Origin of the sequence: Pseudomonas sp. PB120 (genome assembly GCF_009761815.1) — a bacterium.
In the GTDB taxonomy this organism is placed as follows: Bacteria; Pseudomonadota; Gammaproteobacteria; order Pseudomonadales; family Pseudomonadaceae; genus Aquipseudomonas.
This window is the reverse complement of sequence record NZ_RWIN01000038.1, coordinates 140,617-160,018: the sequence shown is the minus strand read 5'-3', so window position 1 is coordinate 160,018 and position 19,402 is coordinate 140,617. Positions and strand designations below refer to the sequence as shown.

General features: G+C 62.6%; 15 protein-coding genes. 10 read left to right on the top strand and 5 right to left on the bottom strand.

All coding sequences use genetic code 11. From position 1 onward, the window contains the following. Positions 1-29: 29 nt before the first annotated feature. The 5 genes from EJA72_RS07040 to EJA72_RS07020 form a co-directional block, all read right to left on the bottom strand. Positions 30-446 (bottom strand): MaoC family dehydratase, encoded by a 417-nt coding sequence (locus tag EJA72_RS07040; protein WP_157710764.1) that lies wholly within the window; start codon positions 444-446, stop codon positions 30-32. A 14-nt stretch (positions 447-460) separates the two neighbouring features. Further along, positions 461-901, bottom strand: coding sequence for a MaoC family dehydratase N-terminal domain-containing protein (locus EJA72_RS07035; RefSeq protein WP_157710763.1), 441 nt, complete (start codon positions 899-901; stop codon positions 461-463). A 29-nt stretch (positions 902-930) separates the two neighbouring features. Beyond that, the gene (locus EJA72_RS07030) at positions 931-2,115 is read right to left on the bottom strand and encodes a lipid-transfer protein (RefSeq protein WP_157710762.1); all 1,185 of its coding nucleotides are present in this window, start codon (positions 2,113-2,115) and stop codon (positions 931-933) included. Positions 2,116-2,144: 29 nt separating this feature from the next. Further along, positions 2,145-3,245: an acyl-CoA dehydrogenase family protein gene (locus EJA72_RS07025; protein ID WP_157710832.1), complete on the bottom strand. Its 1,101-nt coding sequence runs from the start codon at positions 3,243-3,245 to the stop codon at positions 2,145-2,147. 396 nt (positions 3,246-3,641) lie between these two features. Next, the gene (locus tag EJA72_RS07020; RefSeq protein WP_157710761.1) at positions 3,642-6,452 is read right to left on the bottom strand and encodes a LuxR C-terminal-related transcriptional regulator; all 2,811 of its coding nucleotides are present in this window, start codon (positions 6,450-6,452) and stop codon (positions 3,642-3,644) included. A 195-nt stretch (positions 6,453-6,647) separates the two neighbouring features. Here EJA72_RS07020 and EJA72_RS07015 point away from each other — a divergent pair, with 195 nt between their 5' ends. The 10 genes from EJA72_RS07015 (at position 6,648) to EJA72_RS06970 (ending at position 19,389) form a co-directional block, all read left to right on the top strand. Beyond that, positions 6,648-7,802: a CaiB/BaiF CoA-transferase family protein gene (locus EJA72_RS07015; protein WP_157710760.1), complete on the top strand. Its 1,155-nt coding sequence runs from the start codon at positions 6,648-6,650 to the stop codon at positions 7,800-7,802. Positions 7,803-7,861: 59 nt separating this feature from the next. Then, complete coding sequence (locus EJA72_RS07010) at positions 7,862-8,665, top strand: enoyl-CoA hydratase/isomerase family protein (RefSeq protein ID WP_157710759.1); 804 nt, start codon at positions 7,862-7,864, stop codon at positions 8,663-8,665. A 9-nt stretch (positions 8,666-8,674) separates the two neighbouring features. Then, on the top strand, positions 8,675-10,264 hold the full coding sequence (locus EJA72_RS07005; protein ID WP_256679641.1) for a long-chain fatty acid--CoA ligase: 1,590 nt from the start codon (positions 8,675-8,677) through the stop codon (positions 10,262-10,264). Between the two features lie 4 nt (positions 10,265-10,268). Then, on the top strand, positions 10,269-11,798 hold the full coding sequence (locus tag EJA72_RS07000) for a long-chain fatty acid--CoA ligase (protein WP_157710757.1): 1,530 nt from the start codon (positions 10,269-10,271) through the stop codon (positions 11,796-11,798). A gap of 233 nt (positions 11,799-12,031) precedes the next feature. Beyond that, complete coding sequence (locus EJA72_RS06995; protein ID WP_157710756.1) at positions 12,032-13,171, top strand: acyl-CoA dehydrogenase family protein; 1,140 nt, start codon at positions 12,032-12,034, stop codon at positions 13,169-13,171. Between the two features lie 30 nt (positions 13,172-13,201). Continuing rightward, on the top strand, positions 13,202-14,410 hold the full coding sequence (locus EJA72_RS06990) for a lipid-transfer protein (protein ID WP_157710755.1): 1,209 nt from the start codon (positions 13,202-13,204) through the stop codon (positions 14,408-14,410). Beyond that, positions 14,407-15,564, top strand: a complete 1,158-nt coding sequence (locus EJA72_RS06985) for an acyl-CoA dehydrogenase family protein (RefSeq protein WP_178129133.1) — start codon at positions 14,407-14,409, stop codon at positions 15,562-15,564. The genes EJA72_RS06990 and EJA72_RS06985 overlap by 4 nt, the downstream gene beginning before the upstream one ends. Before the next feature lie 22 nt (positions 15,565-15,586). After that, on the top strand, positions 15,587-16,588 hold the full coding sequence (locus EJA72_RS06980) for an acyl-CoA dehydrogenase family protein (RefSeq protein WP_157710754.1): 1,002 nt from the start codon (positions 15,587-15,589) through the stop codon (positions 16,586-16,588). Between the two features lie 12 nt (positions 16,589-16,600). Next, entirely contained in the window at positions 16,601-17,389 is a 789-nt protein-coding gene (locus tag EJA72_RS06975; protein ID WP_157710753.1) for a crotonase/enoyl-CoA hydratase family protein, read from the top strand. Between the two features lie 167 nt (positions 17,390-17,556). Further along, entirely contained in the window at positions 17,557-19,389 is a 1,833-nt protein-coding gene (locus EJA72_RS06970) for a DUF1302 domain-containing protein (RefSeq protein WP_157710752.1), read from the top strand. Positions 19,390-19,402 lie beyond the last annotated feature (13 nt).

The following is a 19,402-nucleotide window of genomic DNA, read 5'->3' as shown; positions in this document are numbered from 1 at the left end:
GGGTGTTGCTCCTCAGTTATCAGTTTTATTTACAGAGCGATCACGGCGTCACCAACAATCTTGGTCTCGCCGTATTGGTTGGTGGTGCGCACTTCGACCTTGATGCGTTGCTCGCCCTGGACTTCAAAGCGGTCGACGACGGTGCCGGTGCAGGTGATCTGATGGCCCAGGTGGGTGATGCCGAGAAAGCGCACACCGAACTCGCGCAACTGGCGCTGATCGACCCACTGGGTCAGCAGGCGGCCGAGGTAGGCCATCGACAACATGCCGTGGGCGAACACATCGGGCATGCCGGCGCGGCGTGCGTAATCGGTGTCGATGTGAATGGCGTTGTGATCGCCCGACGCACCGGCGAACAGCGCCAGGGTGGTGCGATTGACCGGCGGCAGGGCCAGGGGCGGCAGGGTGTCGCCGATGTTGATTTTTTCCAGGCTTATCGCGTTCATCAGGGTTCTCCGCTTCAGCTGTTGCGCTGCACAAGCACGCTGCGCAGATCCGCAACGTGCTCACCGCGCTGATTGGTGACTCGGGTTTCGCGCACCACGAACTCCAGCGCGCCACCTTTCTTGTCGTAGATGTCAGCGATGCGCACATCGAAGCGCAAGGTGTCGCCGGCATAGGCCATGCGGTGATAACGGAACGACTCTTCACCGTGCAGGATGCGCGCGGTGACGATGCCCAGTTCGTCGCGCCAGGCGTTGGACGGAATCTGGAATTCCAGCGAGAACAGAAAGGTCGGTGGCAACGGCAGGCCCGGATGCCCGGCATCGCGCGCCGCCTGTTCGTCGAAGTAGATCGGGTTGGTTTCACCGATGGACTTGGCGAAGAAGCGCAGTTGCCCGGCCTCGGCGGTGGCGAGGAAGGTCGGCAGTTGGCGGCCGATGTGTTTTTTGTCGATCATCTGAATGGCTCCTTTGCTGAGCGGGCGCGTCAGTTTTTCTGGTACACGGTCACCACGCAGGCGCCGCCCAGGCCAAGGTTGTGTTGCACGGCAATGCGTGCGTTCTGCACCTGGCGTTGCTCGGCGGTGCCGCGCAACTGATGGGTCAGCTCGTAGCACTGAGCCAGGCCGGTGGCGCCCAGCGGGTGGCCTTTGGAGAGCAGACCGCCGGACGGGTTGGTGACCCATTCGCCGCCGTAGGTGTTGTCGCCATCGTTGACCAGGCGCTCGCCACCGCCTTCTTCACACAGGCCCAGGCCTTCGTAGGTCAGCAGTTCGTTTTGCGCGAAGCAGTCGTGCAGTTCGATCACGTCGATGTCTTTCGGGCCGATGCCGGCCTGGCTGTACGCAATGTCGGCGGCCATGCGGGTCATGTCGAAACCGACCACGCGGATCATGTCCTTGGCGTCGTAAGTGCTCGGCAGGTCGGTGGTCAGCGCCTGGCCGGCCATCAGCACGTCGGTACGCAGGCCGTGTTTTTTTGCGAAGGCTCCGGACACCACAATAGCGGCGGCCGCGCCGCAGGTCGGCGGGCAGGCCATCAGGCGGGTCATCACGCCTTCCCACAGCATCGGAGCGGCCATGACTTCTTCGGTGCTGACCACGTTGCGGAACACCGCCAGCGGGTTGTTGGCGGCGTGGCGGCTGGCCTTGGCGCGGATCTTGGCGAAGGTCTCCAGTCGAGTGCCGTACTTTTGCATGTGCGCGTAGCCGGCGCCGCCGAACTGGCGGATGGCGTTGGGCAGGTCAGGCATGCCGATCAGCTCGTTTGCCAACACCAAGGCGCGCTCGGTGGCCGGTGCGCGGTCGCTCCAGGCGGATTTCAGTGCGCCGGGGTTCATGTGCTCGAATCCGAACGCCAGGGCACAGTCCACCGCACCGCTTTGCACCGCCTGACGGGCGAGGAACAGGGCGCTGGAACCGGTGGCGCAGTTGTTGTTGACGTTGACCAGCGGAATGCCGGTCATGCCCACGCGGTACAGGGCCTTCTGGCCGCAGGTGGAGTCGCCGTAGACGTACCCGGCGTAGGCCTGCTGAATGTCGTTGAAGTCCAGCCCGCAATCGGCAAGGGCCTGGCGGATCGCCTGTTCGCCCATGACGTCGTAGGGGTCGTTGGTCCCCGGCTTCTTGAACTGGATCATACCGACGCCAGCAACGAATACCTGTTGGCTCATTGTGCTTTTTCCTTATTGTTGTTCGAGGGTCAGAGCTTGCGCGCGATCAGTTCGCGCATGACTTCACTGGTGCCGCCGTAGATGCGGTTGACGCGGGTGTCCACGAAAGCGCGGGCAATCGGGTACTCCATCATGTAGCCGTAGCCGCCGTGGAGCTGGACCATATCGTCGATGCATTTCCACAGGGTTTCGGTGGTGTAGAGCTTGGCGATGGCCGCTTCTTCGAGGGTCAGGCGCCGACGCATGTGCTCGCCGAGGTAGAAATCGACCATCACCCGCATCGCGGTGGCCTGGGCCTTGATGTCAGCGAGCTTGAATTTGGTGTTCTGGAAGTCCCAGACGGTCTGGTTAAAGGCCTTGCGGTCCTTCACGTAGTCGACGGTCTGCTCCAGCAGGCGTTCGAGTTTGGCGGCGGCGGACACGGCGATGGAGAAGCGCTCTTGCGGCAGTTCGCCCATCAGGTAGGTGAAGCCCAGGCCCTCTTCGCCGAGGCGATTGCCCACCGGCACACGGACGTTGTCGAAGAACAGTTCGGCGGTGTCTTGTGCGTGCTGGCCGACCTTCTCCAGTTTGCGTCCGCGCTTGAACCCGGCGCGGTGGGCTTCGACGGCGATCAGGCTGATGCCTTTGGCGCCTGCAGCCGGATCGGTCTTGCACACGACGATGACCAGGTCGGCGGTCAGGCCATTGCTGATGAAGGTCTTGCTGCCGTTGATCACGTATTCGTCACCGTCGCGCACGGCGGTGGTGCGCACGGCTTTCAAGTCGCTGCCGGTACCGGGTTCGGTCATGGCGATGGCCAGGATGATCTCGCCGGAACAGATGCCAGGCAGCCACTGTTGCTTCTGTTTTTCGCTGCCGCAACGGTTGATGTAAGGGGCGATGACGTCGGAGTGCATGCCGAAATAGGCTCCGCTCACGCCGGCCCGGGCGAACTCTTCGTTGAACACCGCGCAGTGGCCGAAATCGCCACCGCCACCGCCGTATTCGGTGGGCAGGGTGATGCCGAGCAACCCTTCGCGACCGGCCTTGAGCCAGGTTTCGCGGTCGACCTGACCGGCCTTGTCCCAAGCAGCCTGGCGCGGCAGGCATTCGCGTTCGAAAAAACGGCGCACGGTGGTGCGGAACATCTCATGGTCGTCGCGGAAAACGGTTCGGGCGATATGCACGCAAGGCTCCTCAATGATCGTAGGCCTGCAGGTGCCAGGCGCTGACGCAAGGCGCGACTTGCGCCTTTGAACTGAGGATTACGATAGGCGGGGGGCCCGGCCCGAACGCCACCCGAGGTGGGTGGCGAGACAAAAATCACAAACCCGAAACACCGCAATTCCCTGTACGAGTGAGCCTGCTCGCGATGGCGGTGTTTCAGTCACCATGGATTTTGAATGTGCCGGCCTCATCGCGAGCAGGCTCACTTCCACAGTTATTCTGGGTGTTCACAAATCCTGTGTACGCCATAAGTCCCTGTTGGAGCGAGCTTGCTCGCGAAGGCGGTGTGTCAGTCGCCAAGGACGTTGAAGGAACTCTCAGCTTTCATCCTGCTGCGATTCCAGATCCCGCACCCGTGCGACCGCCTCATCGCGGCTGTTGACGCCGAGTTTGCTGTAGATATGGCTCAGGTGCCATTTCACGGTTTCGGGGGAGAGCCCCAATGCGCGGGCGATTTTTTTGTTGGGCAAGGCCTGGGCCAGCAGGCGCACGACTTCGATTTCCCGTTCGCTCAGCGGCTCCATGCCGGCGGCGAGCGGTTTGCCCGTGGCCGCCGGGGCAGGTTTGTCGGTCGGTACGGCGGGCGCGGTGAACTGGGCCGCTTGCAGTCGCTCGACGTAGTACGCCAGCACCGGGTCCAACGATTCCTTGCCGGTAATGTCCAGGATCAGATCCAGTGCATCCGGGTGCGCATCGAGCAAGCTGCGCAACAAGCCAAACCGTTGCCCGCGCCGCAACGCTTCCATGACCTTGTCGCGCGCGGCCTGCGGATTACCGCGCTGGGACTCGATCACCGCACTCAGTACCAACAGGCGTACCACACCCAGTTGGCGGCGGTACGACTCACAGGCGACGATCAGCTGTTCAATGCGTTTCAAGGCACCGTCCAGATCACCCTGGGCCAGTTGCCAACGTGCCCGCGCATTTTCGGCCAGGACATGGATTTCCTTGAGTGCCGTCTGCCCAGCATCCGGATTGCGCGCGTCAATGGCCTCCAGGCGCGTCAGTTTGGCGTAGGCCTGCGTTGGTTCACCGAGGATCAAAAGCCAACGCACCTGCCAGGTCAGGCAGTAAGCCTGCAGGCGATCCAGCCCCAGTTTGATCGCGTACTCATCAAGTCGCTCGACAAACGCCATGGCTTCCTGGCGATTGCCCGCCAGCCATTGCGTATTCCATAGCACCTGAAGCACACGCAGCACCGAGTCGGGAATCGAGATCCGCTCCAGAATGTCGACCCAACCCGACAGCAGGTTGAACGCGGCGTCGACCTCATTGGTTTCGTACAGCACCTCGCCCAGCAGCGCTGCAGAAAGGTACGTCGCATCGGTCCCCGTCTTGCCGCACTGCGCCGCCTCATGCATCACATCGCGATACACCCGTTCCGCCTGCTTCATCTGACCTTCGAGCGCATGGCTCAAGCCAATCAGGCAGCGTCCCTGAAGGCTGCCCGCCGAAGTCCCCAGAAAGGGTTCGCCATTGATCAACAACGCCGGCCGGTCGAGCTGCACCTGCCGCGCCTTTTCGTATTCGCCCCGGTGCATGTAGAGCCAGGACAGAATATTGGTGCAAGAGCCGATCGCCACGGCATTGCTGCCCGGCGGTGGGGCCAGTAATTGCGGCAAGAGCCTCATCGCCGCGTCGGTATCGTCCTGTTGCAGTGCCAGGGAGGCACGTAGCAAGGCGATCATGAAGCGATCATGAACCTGGCTGTCAGGTACGTCGTTGAACAGGTGTTCGAGGCTGCGGGTACACGCCACGAAATCCCTGGCGTAGAGCTGCATCCGCGCCTTGAGGATGCGCAGTTTGACCCGTGCCTGGACGTGCTCCACCGGCAGCAGCCGGACCAATTCGATCAACATTCGCAAGTCGCCATGGGCGTACAGCGCTTCGGCGTTTTGCTGCACCAGATCGGCCGCGGAATCAGGATCGCCCGCCATCACCGCGTGGTGCACAGCTTCGTCCAGGTGCTGGTGATCACGGAACCAAGCCCACGCCCGTGCGTGCACTGCCTGTTGTTCGGTCTTGCTTCGGGAATCGAAGTACTTGAGCAGCGTTTCGCGCAGCAGCGGGTGCAGGCGATACCAGGTTTCGCGGCCTGCACTGTCTACTGGAATCAGGAACAGGTTGTCCCGTTCCAGGCGCGCCAGCAGGTCATTGGCCGCACTCACCGCTTCCGGATGGCCGCTGAGGGTCGCGCACAACGAGGCGCAAAAGCGGTTGCAGACGGCCATCAGCAGCATCAGGTCGAGATCCGTCGGCGACAGGTGCGACAGCACTTCCACTTCAAAAAATCGGGCAAATGCCTGATCGTCGCGCACTTGCGCCTGGTCGGCGGAGGCGGCCACCGGGCGGTTTTTCTTGCGGCTGACGGCGAGCAGTTGCAGCCCGGCGACCCAGCCGTCGGTCAACTCGTGCATTCGTTTGGCGTCGTGGGCGCTGATGTCGCCCAGCTGAGCCTTGAGAAACTGTTCGGACTCAAGGGGCGTGAAGCGCAAATCCCGCAAATTCAATTCCAGCACCCGGTCCTGGCTGCGCAACCGCGCCAGCGACAATGGCACCGTGCTGCGCGACACCAGCGCCAGGTGCAAATTGGCCGGCGCGTAGTCGATCAGCCATTGCAAGGCCTGATGGATGCCGACGTCGGTCAGGTGGTGCAGGTCGTCGAGCACCAGCACCAATTCCCGGGGCCGGCTGGCAATGCTGCGTACCAGGGTGATGACCGTGCGTTCCACCGCTTCGCTGTCGATGCCGCGACCTTCCAGCTGGATGGCTTCGTGAACGAGGGCGGGGTCGACCTGCCCGAGGCTGGCCAGCAAATAGTCGAGAAAGCGTGTCAGCTCGTTGTCGTCGGCCGACAGGGTCAGCCAGGCCACGTCAAACCCCAGCGGCAGCAATGCCTGACGCCAGGCAATCAGCGTCGAGGTCTTGCCGCAACCCGCCGGCCCCTTGAGCACGATGCAGCGCTGGCGGCGCGCCTTGAGCATCTGGTCCTGCAGCCGCTCGCGGGAAATCAGGCGCCCGGCGCTGCGCGGCGGAATCAGCTTGGTGCTGACAATCGGCGACTGTGTCGGACTCAAGGCCAGGCTGGCGGGCGTGTCCGAGGCGTTGGACTTGCTGGGTTTGTCCATGGGGCTGTCCGAATCTTTTTGTTATGGGCGTGCATCAATCCAAACGAGTGTAACGCACCGTTCGCCACTCATGACCCTGTGTTTGACCTCCGCCACCCGATGCGGGTGGTGGTCGCAGGCGCATCGATTGATTAACTGGATGGCACAACACAGGAGGGCTGTCTGGCGCTCCGTCATAACTGTGGAGCGGCAGCAATGGGCGTACTGAGCGGCATTCGGGTGGTGGAATTCGAGGCAATCGGCCCGGCGCCTTTTGGCACGATGCTGCTGGCGGACATGGGCGCCGACGTGGTGCGGATCGACCGGCCGGTCGCGGCGAGTGACCTCGGTCCGAAACTCGAGGGCAAGCGCGCCGACGTCACCGGGCGCAACCGGCGCTCGGTCACGCTGGACCTCAAACGCCCGGAAAGTGTCGCCGCCGCGCTGGAATTGATCGAGCGTGCCGACGTGCTGATCGAAGGTTTTCGCCCGGGCACGATGGAACGCTTGGGCCTGGGGCCGGAAGTTGCCCTGGTCCGCAACCCACGACTGGTTTATGCGCGCATGACCGGGTGGGGGCAGACCGGGCCGATGGCCGACCGTGCCGGCCATGACCTGAACTACATCGCCTTGTCTGGCGTGCTTTCCACTATCGGCCCGGCCGGTGGTCGGCCGGTGCCGCCGCTGAACCTGGTGGGCGATTACGGCGGTGGCGGCATGCTGATGGCGATGGGCGTGCTCGCGGCGCTGGTGAATGTGCAGCGCGGCGGGGCCGGCCAAGTGGTCGACGCCGCGATGACCGAAGGTGCCGCGCAACTGGGCTCGGTGATCTGGGGCCTGCTGGCCGGCGGTCACTGGACCGAACAGCGCGGCAGCAACCTGCTCGATGGTGGCGCGCCGTGGTACGACACCTATGAAACCCGCGACGGGCAACACATGTCGATCGGGCCGATCGAATCGCGCTTCTACGCTGAAATGCTCGACATCCTCGGGCTGGCCGACGCCGATCTCCCGCGTCAACACGACCGGGCCGGTTGGCCGCGCTTGCGTGCAGCCTTTACCGCCGCGTTCCTCAGTCGCACCCGCGCACAGTGGGCCGAGGCCTTCGCCAACAGCGACGCCTGTGTCGTGCCGGTGCTCGGGCTAGCCGAAGCCGCCGAACACCCGCACAGCGTGGCGCGGGGCAGCTTCATCGAGGTCGACGGCGTGGTTCAGCCCGTGCCGGCCCCGCGCTTCCAGGGCACTCCGTCGGCGCAACCCCGACCGGCACCGCAACGGGGCGAACACGGCGCCGAGGCGCTGCGCGACTGGGGTTTCGACTCCGTTGAAATCGAGCGTTTACGTGAGCGGGGCCTGGGGTTCAAAGCCTGATAGCCACTTCATAACAACAAAAAAACCACAGAGATATCCCGGAGCGCAGGAGTTAGCCCATGGCCATTCAGTTCAAGATCATCGAGCACGTGGCAGTTATTACGCTCGATGCGCAACCGTCGAACAATGCGCTGACCATCAGCGACCTGATGCGCCTGCGCAAGACGCTGGTGGCTTGCCAGGATGATGAGCAGGTGCGCGTGATCGTGCTCACCGGCGCCGGCGAACGGGCGTTTTGCAGTGGGGCCGGCCTGCGCGAGCCGTCCGCGGCGCTGGCCGGCTTTGTCGCCGGCGCGCTGAAAAGCCGCGAGACCGAAGCCGAGGAGGGGGGCTATGCCCGCCTGTTCGACCTTAGCGACCTGGAGATCTGGAAGCCGGTGATCGCTGCGATCAACGGCGAGTGCCTGGGCGGCGGCCTTGAACTGGCGCTGCAATGTGACCTGCGGATCGCCGCTTCCAGCGCCACGTTTGGCCTGCCGGAAGTGCGCGGTGCAACCATTCCGGCCGCCGGAGGCGTGCAATACCTGCTGCGCGCAATACCCGCCGCCCACGCCATGAAAATGGCCCTGACCGGTGAGCCGATCAACGCCGAGGAAGCCTTGCGCATTGGCTTGATCATCGACCTGTTGCCGCCGGAACGACTGATGCCCGCCGCCCTGACACTGGCCGAACGCATCGCTGCCAATGGCCCGCTGGCGGTTCAATCGATCAAACAACTGGCGGTACAGACCGCGCATCTGTCGCCGCGGGATTTCGTGATTCAGGCCCACCTGCACTGGGGCTTGCTGCGTGACAGCGACGATCACACCGAGGGGCGCATCGCCCTGGCCGAACAGCGCTCGCCCAAATACATCGGCGCCTGACCGCCACCCTTGCCTGACAACAATAATTCACAGGAAACCACCATGTATCTGACCCAAGGACTGCACCGTGCCTTGCAGCAGCGCCCCCATGCCTTGGCGACGGTCTTCCGCGACCGGCGCCGCACCTATGCCGAACTGACCGACCGCGTGGCCCGACTGGCCAGTGCGTTGCAGGCGCTGGGCATGCAGACTGGCGACCGCGTCGGTTTGCTCGGCTTGAACTCGGACCGCTTCCAGGAATATTTCCTCGCCACCTGGTGGGGCGGTGGCGTGGTCAATCCAGTGAACATTCGCTGGAGCGTGCCGGAAATCGTCTACTCGCTGGATGACTGCGACACGCACATCCTGATGATCGATGACGCCTTCCTGCCGATGGCCGACAGCATCGCCAGTTCGGCCAAAGTACGGCCGCTGCTGATTCACGTCGGCGACGGCCCGGCCCCCGAAGGCATGTTGTCTTTCGAGCAACTGATCCGTGATGCCTCGCCGGTCGATGATGCCTTCCGGGGCGGCGACGACCTGGCCAGCATCATGTACACCGGCGGCACCACCGGCCGGCCAAAAGGCGTGATGCAAACCCACATGAACCTTTGGACCGCCGCCGTGGCCCGTGCCGCCGACGTGCCGGTGTCCGAGGATGCACTGACCCTGCACATCGCGCCGATGTTCCACATGGCGGCGCTGTCCCGGGTGATTCTGATTTCGTTGCTGGGCTTGCCGGGCATCTTCGTCCCGGCCTTCGAGGCGCTGGACGTGATGCGCACCATCGAGCGCGAGCGCATCACCGATATCCTCATTGTGCCGACCATGCTGCAGGCGCTGATCATGCACCCGCAATTTGCCTCGTTTGATCTCGGCAGCCTGCGCAGCCTGACCTACGGCGCCTCGCCGATTGCCGTGCCGCTGCTGGAACTGGCACTGAAGGTCTTGCCGAACGTCGAGTTCACCCAGGGCTACGGCATGACCGAAGCCGCGCCGCCGATTTCCGCCAACGGCCCGGAAAACCACAGCGCCGAAGGCATCGCCAATGGTCGACTGCGCTCGGCCGGGCGCCCCGGGCTGGGCGTGACAGTGCGCATTGTCGATGAGCACGATAACGAGGTGCCGCGTGGCACGGTTGGTGAAGTGCTGGTCCGTGGCCCGAACATCATGCTTGGCTACTGGAACAAGCCCGAAGAAACCGCCGAGGCCCTGCGCGGTGGCTGGATGCATACCGGCGACGGCGCCTACATGGACGAGGATGGCTATCTCTACATCGTCGACCGCTTCAAAGACATGATCGTCAGCGGTGGCGAGAACGTGTATTCGGGTGAAGTCGAAAGTGCGATTGCCAGTCACCCGGCTGTCGCGGCGTGCGCAGTGATCGGCATTCCTTGCGTGCAGTGGGGCGAAGCGGTGCACGCGGTGATCGTGCTCAAGCCGGACAACGAAGTCGTTGGCGCAGAGATCATCGAACATTGCCGTCGACAGATCGCCGGCTACAAGACGCCGAAGTCGGTCGAATTCCGCGCTGCGTTGCCGCTGTCCGGCGCCGGCAAGGTGCTCAAGCGCGACCTGCGCGAACCGTTCTGGGCCGGACGGGATCGGGGCGTGAGCTGACAGCATGTACATGACCCAATGCCTGCAACGCACGTTGCAACAAACCCCGGACCACCTCGCGACGATTTTCGGTTCGCGCCGCCAGACCTATCGCCAGTTCGGCGAACGCGTGGCTCGTCTCGCCGCGGCCTTGCAAGCGCTGGGCATGGCGCCCGGTGATCGGGTCAGCATGTTCGCGCTCAACTCCGATCGATACCTCGAATACATCATGGGCGTGTGGTGGGGCGGCGGGGTGCTCAACCCGGTCAACAGTCGCTGGAGCGTGCCGGAAATCGTCTACTCACTGGACGATTGCAGCACGGGGATTTTGTTGGTCGACGAGCATTTTGCCGCGCTGGCCGTTGGCATTCGAAACTCCGCTCGCCAGGCGCCGCTGCTGATTTATGCGGGCGAAGGTGAAGTGCCGACGGGCATGCTCGGCTTCGAGCAATTGATTGCCGAGGCGGCGCCGGTCGAGGACGCCGGCCGGGGCGGTGATGACCTCGCCTGCATCATGTACACCGGCGGCACCACCGGTTTTCCCAAGGGCGTGATGCAGTCCCATTTGAACCTGTGGTCGGCGTGCATGCCGCGCATGGTCGATATGCCGCCGGTGCGTGGCGGCCGGTTGTTGCACGTGGCGCCGTTGTTCCACGTTGCAGGCATGGCGCGGGCGTTGATCCAGTTCCTGGCCGGCGAAACCCACGTGCTGGTGCCGAGCTTCGACGCTGAAGGCCTGCTGCACATCATCGAGCGAGAGCGGATCACCGAGACATTGCTGGTGCCGACCATGATCCTGGCGTTGCTGGCCCATCCCGACTTTGATCGCTATGACCTTGGCAGTCTGGTTCGCCTGACCTACGGTGCGTCGCCCAGCGCCGGCGAGATGGTGGAGCAACTGCTCGCAAGGCTGCCGCACCTTGAGCTGTCTCATTCCTATGGGTTGACCGAAGCGTGCCCGGTGGTGTCGAGCAACCTGCCGTGGAACCACACGCCCGAGGCACGCCAAAGTGGTTTGTCACGTTCGGTCGGGCGGGGCGGGTTGGGCGTGAACGTGAAGATTGTCGACCCGCACGGGCGTGAAGTGCCACGGGGAACAGTGGGTGAAATCATCGTGCGTGGGCCGAACATCATGCTCGGCTACTGGAACAAACCCGAGGAAACCGCCAGGGCCTTGCGTGACGGTTGGCTGTACACCGGCGACGGCGCCTATATGGACGAGCAGGGTTATCTGTTCATCGTCGACCGGTTGAAGGACATGATCGTCAGTGGCGGCGAGAACGTTTATTCGGCCGAGGTGGAAAACGTCCTCGCGGGGCACCCGGCGGTGGCGATGGCGGCGGTGATCGGCATCCCTCACGAGCAATGGGGCGAAGCGGTGCATGCGGTGGTGGTGCGCCAGCCTGGAGCGGAGGTCGACGAAGCAGAGTTGCGCCAGTATTGCCGTGAATTCATCGCCGGCTACAAGTGCCCGAAGAGCATCGAATTCCGCGACACATTACCCCTCTCGGCCGCCGGCAAAATCCTCAAGCGCGAACTGCGCAAATCCTTGTAGGAGCGAGCTTGCTCGCGATGGTCGTTAACGATGACGCGGGCGGCTTGACTACCCGCGGTGTCCTTGAATCCATCGCGAGCAAGCTCGCTCCTACAGGGGGTCGTTTTTTTTTCGAAGGTTTTTTATCCACCCGATCGCTACCCGATCCGGGTGGCTTCAGGCACCACCCACCTCAATACAGTGAACCCACGAACCCGGCGCAAGCCTTGCCTGGCCACCCACTGGAGATCCCGATGCACATCAACCGTACCGTCTACCGTGAAGACCACGAAATGCTGCGCGAAACCGCGCGGCGTTTCTTCGAGCGTGAATGCCTGCCCAAACAGGCGCAGTGGGACGAGGCCGGGCAGGTCGACCGGGAAACCTGGCTCAAGGCCGGTCGCCACAACCTGCTGTGCCTCACCGTACCCACCGAATACGGCGGCGGTGGCGGTGATTTCGGGCACTCGGCGGTGTTGATAGAAGAGCTGTACCGCGCCGGTGTCTCGGGCTGGAGCCTGGGCGTGCATTCCGACATTACCGCGCCGTACATCGTGCGTCTGGGCACCGAAGAACAGAAGCACAAATGGCTTCCGAAAATCTGCACCGGTGAAACCGTCCTGGCGATCGCCATGACCGAACCGGGCACCGGTTCCGACCTCAAGGCGATCCGCACCACCGCCGTGCGCGACGGCGACGAGTGGGTGATTAACGGCAGCAAGACCTTTATCAGTAACGGCCTGACCTGCGACATGGTGGTGGTGGTGTGCAAGACCGATCCAAGTGCCGGTGCCAAGGGCTGCAGCCTGATCATGGTCGAGTGTGACCGTGAGGGTTTCCGCCGTGGACGCAAGCTGGAAAAGGTCGGCCAGCACGCCGCCGACACCGCAGAGCTGTTCTTCGACGAAGTGCGCGTGCCGGTGGGCAACCTGCTCGGTGAAGAAAACAAAGGCTTCATGCACCTGATGGAAGAGCTGCCGCAAGAGCGCCTCGTTATCGCGCTGTACTGCGCCGTGAAACTCGAGCGCCTGCTGGAACAGACCGTCGAGTACGTGAAGGACCGCAAGGCGTTCAACCAGACCGTCTGGGACTTCCAGAACACCAAATTCAAGCTGGCCGACATCAAGGCTCAGGCCACGGCCGTGCGCCTTACCATCGACCACTACATCGGCGAGCACATGCGGCGTCGCCTGACGGTGCAGGAGTCGGCCATCGCCAAGCTCTATGCCACCGAAACCCTGTGGAAGTGCATCGACGACATGGTCCAGCTGCACGGCGGCTACGGCTACATGATGGAGTACCCAATCGCCCGCGCCTTCGTCGACATGCGCGTCACCCGCGTCTTCGGTGGCACCAGCGAAGTGCTGCGCGAACTCATCGCGCGCCAGTTGTGATCCTTTCCCCTCATTTTCTCAGGTGACAACATGAGCGAAAAAGTACTGGTAGCCGGTGTCGGCATGATCCCGTTTCGCAAGCCGAGCGAGAGCCCGACCTACATACAGATGGGCGCCGAAGCGGTGCGCCGCGCCCTGGCCGATGCGGGTATCGACTACAAGCTGGTGCAAGAGGCGTACGCAGGTTATGTCTATGGCGATTCCACTTGCGGCCAGACCGTGTTGTACGAAGTGGGCATGACCGGGATTCCGGTGGTCAACGTCAACAACAACTGCTCCACCGGTTCCACCGCGCTGTACTTGGCGCGCAAGGCCATCGAATCCGGTTCGGTCGATTGCGTCCTGGCGGTGGGTTTCGAGCAAATGCAGGCCGGCGCGCTGAAATCCCATTGGGATGACCGTCCACCGACCCGCGAGCGTTTCCTGCCGATCCTGCGTGGGCTCACCGCCGATATGGAAGGCATGGCACAGGCTATCCGTACCTTTGGTGGTGCCGGGCGCGAATACATCCAGAAATACGGCATGAAAATGGAAACCTTCGCCGCCGTGCGCGCCAAGGCCAGCCGTCATGCAGCCAACAACCCAATGGCCTTGTTTCGCAAGGTGCTCAGCGTCGAAGACGTGATGAACGACCCGGTGATTCTGCCTGGCGTCATGACCCGCCTGATGGCCTGCCCGCCAACCTGCGGCGGCGCCGCGGCGATCCTGGTTTCCGAGCGTTTTGCCAAGCAGCATGGCCTGCGCCGTGACGTGGAAATCGTTGCCCAGGCAATGACCACCGACACCCCTGAATCCTTCAACTTCGAAAAGCCGTCGATGCTCGACTGGGTCGGCACGCACATGACCCACGCAGCCGTCGGCCAGGTCTACGAGAAGGCCGGCGTCGGCCCGCAAGACATTGATGTCTGCGAACTGCACGACTGCTTCGCCCAGAATGAAGTGATCTGTTACGAGTCGCTGGGCTTTTGCTCCGAAGGCGGCGCGGAAAAATTCGTCATGGACGGTGACAACACCTACGGCGGGCAAATCGTCGTCAACCCGTCCGGCGGCCTGTTGTCGAAAGGCCATCCCCTCGGCGCTACCGGTCTGGCGCAGTGCTATGAGCTGACCCAGCAACTGCGCGGCAACGCCGATCAGCGCCAAGTCGAAGGTGCGCGCCTGGCAATGGCACACAACTTGGGCCTGGGCGGCGCGTGTGTGGTGACGCTCTACGGCAAAGTCTACGGAGGTGGCCAGTGAGTAGCCTGCTCGACGCCTTTCGTTTGACCACGCTACCGGAACACGCGGAAGCCTTTCGCAGCGAGGTCAAAACCTTTCTGGCAGCACATCTGCCAAGGGTAGCGGCCAATGTGCGAGCACGCAGCTGGACCGGATTCGACGCCGTATTCAGCCGCGAACTGGCCCGGCGTGGCTGGGTCGGCCTGACGTTGCCGCAAGCCTATGGCGGTGCCGGGCTGGATGCGTTCAGCCGCTTTGTACTGGTCGAGGAATTGCTTTCGGCCGGTGCCCCGGTCGCCGCGCACTGGATCGCCGATCGCCAGAGCGGGCCGCTTATCCTGAAATTTGGCAGCGATGCGCAGAAAGATTTCTACCTGCCGCGCATCTGCGCCGGCAAAGCGTTCTTCTGCATTGGCATGAGCGAGCCCAATTCGGGCTCCGACTTGGCCAGCGTGCGCAGTCGCGCCACCCGTTGCGAAGGTGGCTGGCGCCTGAGCGGGCGCAAGATCTGGACCACCAACGCACATCACGCCGAATACATGATCGCCCTGGTCCGTACCAGCGGTGCGCCCGAAGACCGCCAGAGCGGACTGTCGCAATTCATCATCGATCTCAAGCAGCCGGGCATCAGTATTCGCCCGATTGTCGACCTCGCCGGTGATGCGCATTTCTCCGAGGTGGCATTCGACGATGTGCTGCTCAGCGAAGACGCCTTGGTGGGCGAGGAGGGCAGCGGCTGGAAACAAGTCAACGCCGAATTAGCCTTCGAACGCAGCGGGCCTGAGCGCTTCTACTCCAGTGTGGTGCTGCTCGATCTGTGGGCTGACACCCTGCGTCGCAATGGTGCCAGCGCCGCCGAAACGGCATTGCTCGGCAGTTTCATCACGCAATTGACCAGCCTGCGCAACCTGTCGCTGGCGCTGACAGCCTTGCTGGCGAAGGGCGAAAGCCCGGTGGTGGAGGCAGCGCTGGTCAAGGACATCGGCACCGAATTCGAACAGGCGATTCCGGGGGCGATTGCCGCATCGATCAGCGCTGATCCGGATGCTCCGATCGACGAGGAGTTGTACCGGACCGTCGCCTACCTGAATCAGGTCGCTCCGACCTTCTCGTTGCGCGGCGGCACCCGGGAAATCCTGCGCGGCATGATCGCCCGTGGTCTGGGCCTGCGTTGATATCGAATAGGAAAACATCGTCATGTTCACTGAAGCCATAGAGAAAATACTGAACGACTTGTGCACACCGGCACAGGTCCGCGCGGTTGAAAACGGTGATCGCGCCACCGCGTTGTGGCGTGAGCTGGAGGACGGTGGTTTTCTGGAACTGCTGACACCGGAAGTGGCCGACGGAGCGGGGCTGTCGCTGGCCGCGGTGTTCCCGATTTTCCTCGCCTTTGGACGTTATGCCTTGCCGCTTCCGGTCGCCCAGAGCATTGCCGCCCGGGCGTTGATGCGTGACTGCCCGCATGCGCCACCGACCGGCATGCTGACGCTGGCCGGCACCGCTTATCGAGAGGCCGATGGCGGTGTGTGCGCCCCGCGCATGCCTTATGGCGCACTGGCCGATTTCGCCCTGGTGAATCTGGGCGGTGAGCTGAGGTTGCTCGATTGCAGTCAGGCGCGACGCGTTTGCAGCGGTGTCCACGGCAGCCAGTGCGCCACGCTGTATTGGCCACAGGATGCCGACGGTATCTCGTTGGGCGGTAATGGCGAAGAGGTTCGTCTGTTCAGCGCTGCGATTCATGCCGCGGCCATTGCCGGGGCCATGGAGAGGGCGCTCGACATGACACTCGAGTACTGCAATGACCGGGTCCAGTTCGGCAAGGCCATCGGCAAGTTTCAGGCGGTGCAGCATCAGCTCAGCGTAATGGCCGAGCAGGTCGCTGCTTCCCGTATCGCCGCCGAACGGGCCTTCACCGGCAATCGTTCGGTTCCCGACGCGATTGCCGCAGCCATGGCCAAGGCCCGCACCAGCATGGCGGTGCCGCAAGTCACTGCCACGGCTCACGCACTGTTTGGCGCCATCGGCGTGACTGAAGAGCTGGATTTGCAGCTGTATACCCGACGCCTGCATGAGTGGCGCGTCAGCGAAGGTTCCGAAACTTACTGGAACAGTCTTGTTGGTCAGGCGCTGTTGGCGCAGCCGAAAGTTGGCCCCAGTGAGTTCGTGCGCAACGTCATCCCGTCACAACCCGCTTGAGGAATCCACCCTATGAGCCATTTTTTGAAGTACGAACAAGAGGGGCATGTCGTCACGCTGACGATGAACGATCCCGAGCGGCGCAACCCGTTGACAGGTAACAGCGCCGTACCCGAGTTCCTCGAAGCCATCGAACGGATCGAACGCGACAGCAGTGTTCGCGCCGTCATCATCACCGGTGCCGGTAGCGCGTTCTGCTCAGGTGGCAACGTGCGCGACATGGACCGCTACGCGCAAATGTCGGGCATGGAGTTGCGTCAGGTATACCGCACCGGCATCCAGCGGTTGCCACTGGCGCTGTTCAACCTGGAAGTGCCGGTGATCGCGGCGGTCAATGGCGCTGCCATTGGCGCTGGTCTCGACCTGGCCTGCATGTGCGATATCCGCGTGGCGTCCGAACAGGCGAAGTTTGCCGAAAGCTTCGTCAAGCTGGGGATCATTCCCGGCGACGGCGGGGCGTGGTTGTTACCGCGCATCATCGGTTTGTCGCGAGCTACCGAATTGACCCTGACCGGACAAATGATCGACGCCCGCCAGGCCGAACAATGGAACCTGGTGTCCCGCGTCGTACCGGCCGAACAACTGCTGGACAGTGCCCGGGAAATCGCCGCGGCCATTGCTGTCAATCCGCCCCATGCCGTGCGTCTGGCCAAGCGCCTGTTGCGCGAAGCCTTGCACACACGTCTCGACACGCTGCTGGAAATGTCCGCGACCTTCCAGGTGCTGTCGCACCAGACCGCTGATCACCGTGAAGCCGTGGCCGCGTTCATCGAGAAGCGACCCGCGACTTTCACAGGGTAAGTGTCACCGAGCGTAACGCCCGCTGAGCGCCTCTCGAAACGGGTCGTTACACCGCAAGAAAAAGCGCAAAAAACACGCCCTCCAAATCACCCATTCGGGTGTGAGGGCATCCCGGGAGCCTCGCTAGCATGGGCTCTCAACACGTCATCCTTAACCGGGGAAACCGCATGACAAAAACAACAATGCGCGGAGTCTTTCAGCCAAGTCTGCTGGCCGTAGCTGTAGTCGTTGCCACTTGCGCGAGCAGTCAAGCTCACGCGGTCGATTTCAATATCGGGGAAATTGAAGGGAAGTTTGATTCGTCGCTGTCGATCGGTGCCAGTTGGTCCGCGGCAAACCCTGACAAACAGTTCATTTCCAACTTCAACTCCCAGGGCGTAACCGGTGGCGAGTCCGCCTCGCGCACAACCGATGACAACCGTTTGAACTTCAAGAAAGGTGAAACCTTCTCGAAAATCTTCAAGGGTGTGCATGACCTTGAGCTGAAGTTCGGCGACAGCGGTGCCTTCGTGCGCGGCAAGTATTGGTATGACTTCGAGTTGATGGACGAGAGCCGTCCGTTCTATGACATCAATGACAGCGGTCGTGATCGCGCGGCGAGATCGTCCGGGGCGATGTTCCTCGACAGCTTCGTGTACCACAACTACACCATCGGCGATCAGGTCGGCAACGTACGCCTGGGCAAGCAAGTGGTGAGCTGGGGCGAGAGTACATTCATCGGCAACTCGATCAACAGCATCAACCCGGTCGACGTCGCCGCCTTGCGTCGTCCTGGCGCGGAAGTGAAGGAAGGCCTGATTCCGGTCAACCTGCTTTACGTGTCTCAGGGCCTGGCGGACAACATCACGGCGGAAGCGTTTTATCAGTTGCAGTGGGAAAAATCGGTCGTCGACAACTGCGGTACGTTCTTTGGTAGCGACGGCGTAGCACAAGGCTGTGATGACCGTCTGGTGATCGCCGGTCTGGACCTGCCGCCCGGTGCAGCGAAAAACACAGGCAGTCTGGCCGCCATCGCGGCCGGTACCGATGACGCATTCATCCCTCGCCTGAACGACAACGATGCACGTAACAGTGGTCAATATGGACTGGCTTTGCGCTGGTATGTGCCGGAGGCCAACGACACTGAGTTCGGCGCTTACGCGATGAACTACCACAGCCGCAACCCATACCTGAGCATCACGCAAATGAGCAACCCGGCCGGTGGCGTGGCCTCGGCGCGCAGTGCCCGTTACTTCATCGATTATCCGGAAGACATTCGCCTGTACGGCCTGAGCTTCCAGACCAACGTCGAGGGCGTGGCACTGGGTGGAGAAGTCAGCTACCGACCAAACATGCCGCTGCAGTTGAACACGGCTGACCTGTTGTCCGCCGCCACCTTCGGCGCTACATCGCCGCTGATCACCACCGGTTTCGCCGGGCGCAACCTGGGCGCCGAGGTCAACGGCTACAAGCGTATGCCAGTGACCCAGGCGCAAGTGACCGCCACCCAGTTCTTCGATCAGGTGCTCGGCGCCAGCCGCCTGACCCTGGTGGGCGAAGTCGGTTACAACCACATCAATGGCCTGGGCAAAGCGGATGGCACGGACCTGCGCTTCGGTCGCAGCCCTGCATTCGGCTCCGGTGAACTGCCGGGCGTTGCCGGTGCAGCCACCTGTCGCGGTACCGCACCGGGCACGCCAACGGCGAGCAACCCGGCGCAGGAATGCAATAACGATGGTTTCTACACCAGTAACAGCTGGGGTTATCGCCTGCGTGGCAAGCTGGATTACCAGAACGTGTTCGCCGGCATCAACCTGTCGCCCAACATCGCCTGGTCCCACGACGTCGAGGGCTATGGCCCTAACTTCGATGAAGGCTCCAAAGCCGTCAGCTTGGGCGTGGATGCCGATTATCTGAACACCTACACCGCCAGCCTGAGTTACACCAATTACTTCGGTGGCGATTTCAACACCAACGTCGATCGCGACTACGTCGCGCTCAGCTTCGGCGTGAATTTTTGATGCAACGTTGCCA